At 49.1% G+C, this 4,145-nt stretch carries 5 protein-coding genes; 3 read left to right on the forward strand and 2 right to left on the reverse strand.

Going from position 1 to position 4,145, the window contains the following annotated elements; translation table 11 throughout:
- Window positions 1–157 precede the first annotated feature (157 nt).
- Complete coding sequence (locus tag QT979_RS28450; RefSeq protein WP_333213324.1) at window positions 158–541, forward strand: VanZ family protein; 384 nt, start codon at window positions 158–160, stop codon at window positions 539–541.
- Window positions 542–940: 399 nt separating this feature from the next.
- On the opposite strand, the gene QT979_RS28455 is transcribed toward QT979_RS28450, so the two are convergent.
- Complete coding sequence (locus tag QT979_RS28455) at window positions 941–2,512, reverse strand: DUF4335 domain-containing protein (protein WP_333312342.1); 1,572 nt, start codon at window positions 2,510–2,512, stop codon at window positions 941–943.
- A 66-nt stretch (window positions 2,513–2,578) separates the two neighbouring features.
- Window positions 2,579–3,184 carry a DUF3038 domain-containing protein gene (locus tag QT979_RS28460; RefSeq protein ID WP_333312343.1) on the reverse strand — a complete coding sequence of 202 codons (606 nt, stop codon included), beginning with the start codon at window positions 3,182–3,184 and terminating at the stop codon, window positions 2,579–2,581.
- 384 nt (window positions 3,185–3,568) lie between these two features.
- Between QT979_RS28460 and QT979_RS28465 the strand changes: the two genes are divergently transcribed.
- Both QT979_RS28465 and QT979_RS28470 read left to right on the forward strand, forming a co-directional pair.
- A complete protein-coding gene (locus tag QT979_RS28465) occupies window positions 3,569–3,781 on the forward strand; it encodes a helix-turn-helix domain-containing protein (RefSeq protein ID WP_242715747.1) in 213 nt (70 codons plus the stop codon).
- The gene (locus tag QT979_RS28470) at window positions 3,771–4,088 is read left to right on the forward strand and encodes a hypothetical protein (protein ID WP_333312344.1); all 318 of its coding nucleotides are present in this window, start codon (window positions 3,771–3,773) and stop codon (window positions 4,086–4,088) included. The genes QT979_RS28465 and QT979_RS28470 overlap by 11 nt, the downstream gene beginning before the upstream one ends.
- The last annotated feature ends 57 nt before the right edge of the window (window positions 4,089–4,145 follow it).

Raw genomic sequence — 4,145 nt, forward strand, 5'->3', positions numbered from 1 at the left:
CGTGAGGCTATTTCTGCCCATTCTTGTGACTTGGCTCGGCCTGATCTCATTCCCGAATTTCCGACCTGAATCCTTACTGCGTAATTAACCAAATTTGATATTAGTTTCGCGTGGCGCGAACTTGGCTGGTGTCTAGTCGGTATTGGCAAACAACAAGATGAACTTCTCAAAAAGATTCTGGGTAATTGCTTGCTTTGTGTACGTTTTAATTCTTCTCAGTATCATGCTTTTAGCAGGTACGGGGAAATTAGTCAACTTTCCTCTCGCTCATCCGCCTTATGACAAACTAGGTCACTTTATTTTGTACGGAATAGCATCTTTTTTGTGCCATAGAGCAACTGGCAAAAAAAAGATGAATTTGTTTAATTATTCAATTCCTTTCGGACCCGCAATTTTTACTATGTTCACTGCTGCGGAAGAAATGCTGCAAGCAATGTTACCAAATCGCAGTGCTAGTATTGAAGATTTTTTATATAGTTTTTGCGGGATTGCAGTTTTTTATTGGATTGGAGAAGTTTGGGATAGAAAAAAAGGGCATTGATGATAGAGAAGGAAGTTCGGCAACGGATTTTGTAACGGATGTAACGGATAGAAGGAAGAAGGAAGTTCGGCAACGGATTTTGTAACGGATGTAACGGATGTAAAGGATAGAAGGAAGAAGGAAGTTCGGCAACGGATTCGCTCGACGGATGTAACGGATGTCAGGAAGAAGGAAAAAGGAAGTTTGTAGGGTGTGCAATGCACATCAGTTGACGAGTGTCAGCAAATTTTTTTACTGGTGACTCTGCCCGCACGGGCCAAGAGATATGGGTAGGACAAACTGGAGCAACTGTCAATAGGCTGGCTGCTGCTAGCACAGTTAAAATTTGATTTTTTTTGAACTTGTTTAAGATTAGCAATTAACCGGGATTTCCCATCTGGATAATGTGTTTGAGAGCGTTTAATCACTCTCTTCCAAAAAGGTTTGTACTCTACCGTTCGGTCGCAAAACAACTCTAATTTTCGGGTTTTTTCCATTAGAAACCGCAGAAACAAACGGCTCGCCAGCTAAGGGCATATTAGCTTTCTCGATATAATCTGCTGCTGCTTTTCCCATCGGCATAATACTTTGAACTGACCCATTTTCATCGATCAGCACGCTGTATTCCAAAGTTTGTTCCATTCCTTCAGGAGGCTTCCAGCGTTCCTCAAAGTAAGTTCTAGCTTCGGAAACTTGAGGAATTGTATCAAATAAAGTGCGGTTTTTTTTGCTGGCAGCCACCTCGTTGTTATCCTCAGACTCGGTGGTTGGTTGAGCATCCTCAAGGGCTGGGAGTTCGGTACTGGCGGGGGGGACAATCGGCTCGATGGGGCTGGGGAAGGTTTGGGGCGGGGGAACGGGAAATCGGGAAGCAGACAGGGAGGGCGGCAGGGGGGGCGGTACGGCGGGAGCTAGTCTCGGCGGTAGGGGGGGCAGCACGTAGGGTACTGGTGCGGGTGCTTGGGGGGCGGAAATGGGCGGTTCTTCGGGGGCGGGAATAGTGATTGTTTGCCCTTGAGGGAATGCTGGGGCGCTCTGTGGGGCGCTGGCTGCACTGCCGTTGGCGGGAAATAGCAGGGGTGGCTGCTGGATGGGGCTGGGTCTGTTGCTGGGGGGATTTGGGGCGAGGGCGATGGGGGGCAAGCTGGGGCTGGGGGAGGCGGCGGTGTTGATGGGCGGGGGTGGCAGGGGCGGTAAAGCGGGTGTGGCGGCGGGTGTTGGTGCTGGGGGTGTCGGTTGGGCGGGAAGGGGACTGGGGGAGACGCCTGGAGCTAGCTGGGGCTGTCCTAGATCGGGGGCTGTTGCGGTTTGCGGGGAGGTGGCGGTTCGATCGAGCATTTTGATAATTCCTGTCGTCAGGCCCGCGCTGGCGACCAGCAATGCTGCCACCTTGAGCCAGGGTGAGGACACCGGCCGTCGGGGCTCGCGGTTGAGGTTGGGAAGCGCCATCACTTCGGCGGCGCAGTCATCTAGTGCTGTGGCCAAGTCAAACAGTTGCAGGGTGCTCAAGGGAACTACTGGCCCGGATTCAGCGGCGCTCAAAGAGCCTAAAAACAAGTTGTGGGCGAGCAAGCCGCGGGGTTCTAAGCGGGGGGGAACCGGAAGGTAGGAGGTTGGGAGAGAGTAGGGGTTGGAGGTTGCTATTTCGGAAGTGTTGGCGGCTCGATCGAATATGAGGGCGTTACCCACGGCGGATGGCGAGTCTGGGCCTGCTGCGGTACGAGCGGTTTGAGAGTTGAGGTTGCTTTCCCAATCGCGGGATTCGCCGAGCAAGTTTTGGACGTAGTTGCTGACAGCTTCGTGGAGGGTTTCGAGTTGAATTCGATCGCCCCTGAGAGTAACGTGTTCGGTATCTGGCAACCTGGGGTCGTCGAGTCGCAGCTCGAAACTTAAAGATTTAAACACCGGTTGGCCCGCCCAGCGAGATAGAGGCGAACTTTTGGCTGTAATTTCCAGCGTGCAAGTGGGGGGCGTGAACCGTTTGAGAACCATAGCAGGAAGTCTGTTGACGGTTGAGTGTTGACTGTTGGCTGTTGACTGTTGACTGTTGGCTGTTGTTTAATTTTTAGCGCGGTCTAGAAGAGCCAGCCAGAGGCGGCGGTGGCCGCCGGGACTGCTGTAAAATAGCAAATCGATCAGGAGTTTGAGGGCCAAATCAGTCAACTCTCGGGCCGACAAATTTTCTGCATCTTCCATGCGCGAGCCATAAGTGTTGCTGAACCTGTCAATATAATCTCCCAGCAAAGCGATGGTGTGAGGTTCGCGGTTTTGCTCTGCCATTTGTTCGAGCAAAGCAACAGCGCGGCGGATTAAAGCTTGGTGCTGTTTTGCCAAATGACAGCTTATCAAAACGAGCGATCGAGCTTCCTCCACATCTAGTTTTTTGCGCCCTCCGTGGCCTTTCCGCAGCGGGTTAGACTGTCGCAGCCGCCACAAAGCTACCCGATCGGCTACCATTGGCTCTAAATTCAGTTCGGCTGCTACCTTGAGCATCGCCTCTGAGCCAATTTCTGCCAGTGCTTCTAGTGCTAACAGCACTAAATCCAGTTGGGCTTTAATGTTGTCCAACTGGGTAGGTTCTGGTGCTTTTTGGGTCAATTCTGCCCAGTTGGGAGATTGGCCCGTTTCGTTTGTGGGAGCGGAGGACTTTACGGTCGAGCGCATGGCTTCAGCACGGGAAATTAAGACTGGTTGAGGCAGGATATCAAACAGTATGCAGTGATTAAAGCTTTGTGGCCTGTGGGCAACAGCACATCTGTTAATTTGTCTCCATAGCTCGTTGCTTTGATTCCGGCAATCCTAACTGCTGGACGGAGTTGCGGGTTAAAAGTTGCGGTTTCAAGTTCGATCGATCACAATCCGCAAAACCTAGAGATTTTTACTTCTAACCATCCTACCCCGCAGAGTGACCGAAATCAAATCAGTGCTTTGAAACTATCGGGACTTATATCAATGCAAAGATCCTAGCGCTCTCGAATGCTACTTATAGTCTGTCGCTACTTATAGTCTGTCAGATTATAGTTATCATTGCTTCATCTGGCGCCATCTATGGATATTACGGAGCAATTTGGTAAAAAAGTTAGACATTTCAGAAAGCTCAGAAATCTTTCCCAAGATCAGCTTGCAGAACTATCGGAATTACATCGCACCTATATTGGTTCAGTTGAACGAGGTGAAAGGAATATAACGCTGCTTAATGCCAGCAAAATAGCCAAGGCATTATCCGTTAGTCTAGCCGATCTGGTAATTGATGATGACTGAAAGAAGACTAGAGCAAATTTTAGCAAGATACCAAAAGTCATTTACCGAAAAAATTTATGCAGAAGAGAATGAAGAACACGATATCTTAATGGATGTGTTTGGTATTTCTCCAATAATAAAAAAAGAAAATAGGCAATATTGGGGACGTGAGTTAGGTATGTGTTGGCAATTGTTAGTTACTGAAACGTGTAAAACATATTGCAGTAGCTTTCAGCCAGCATTTAAAGTTGGAAGCGATGAGCCGTGCGATCTGATTGTTGATGGGTACGCAATAGATACAAAATATCGTAAGCTGTTCGACATCTAAACTGCATTAACTCGCGTTACCTTTGTTTTTGATCTTTCGGTTCCATTTCATAATTAA

The organism is Microcoleus sp. w2-18bC1, from assembly GCF_036700365.1.
Lineage (GTDB): Bacteria > Cyanobacteriota > Cyanobacteriia > Cyanobacteriales > Microcoleaceae > Microcoleus.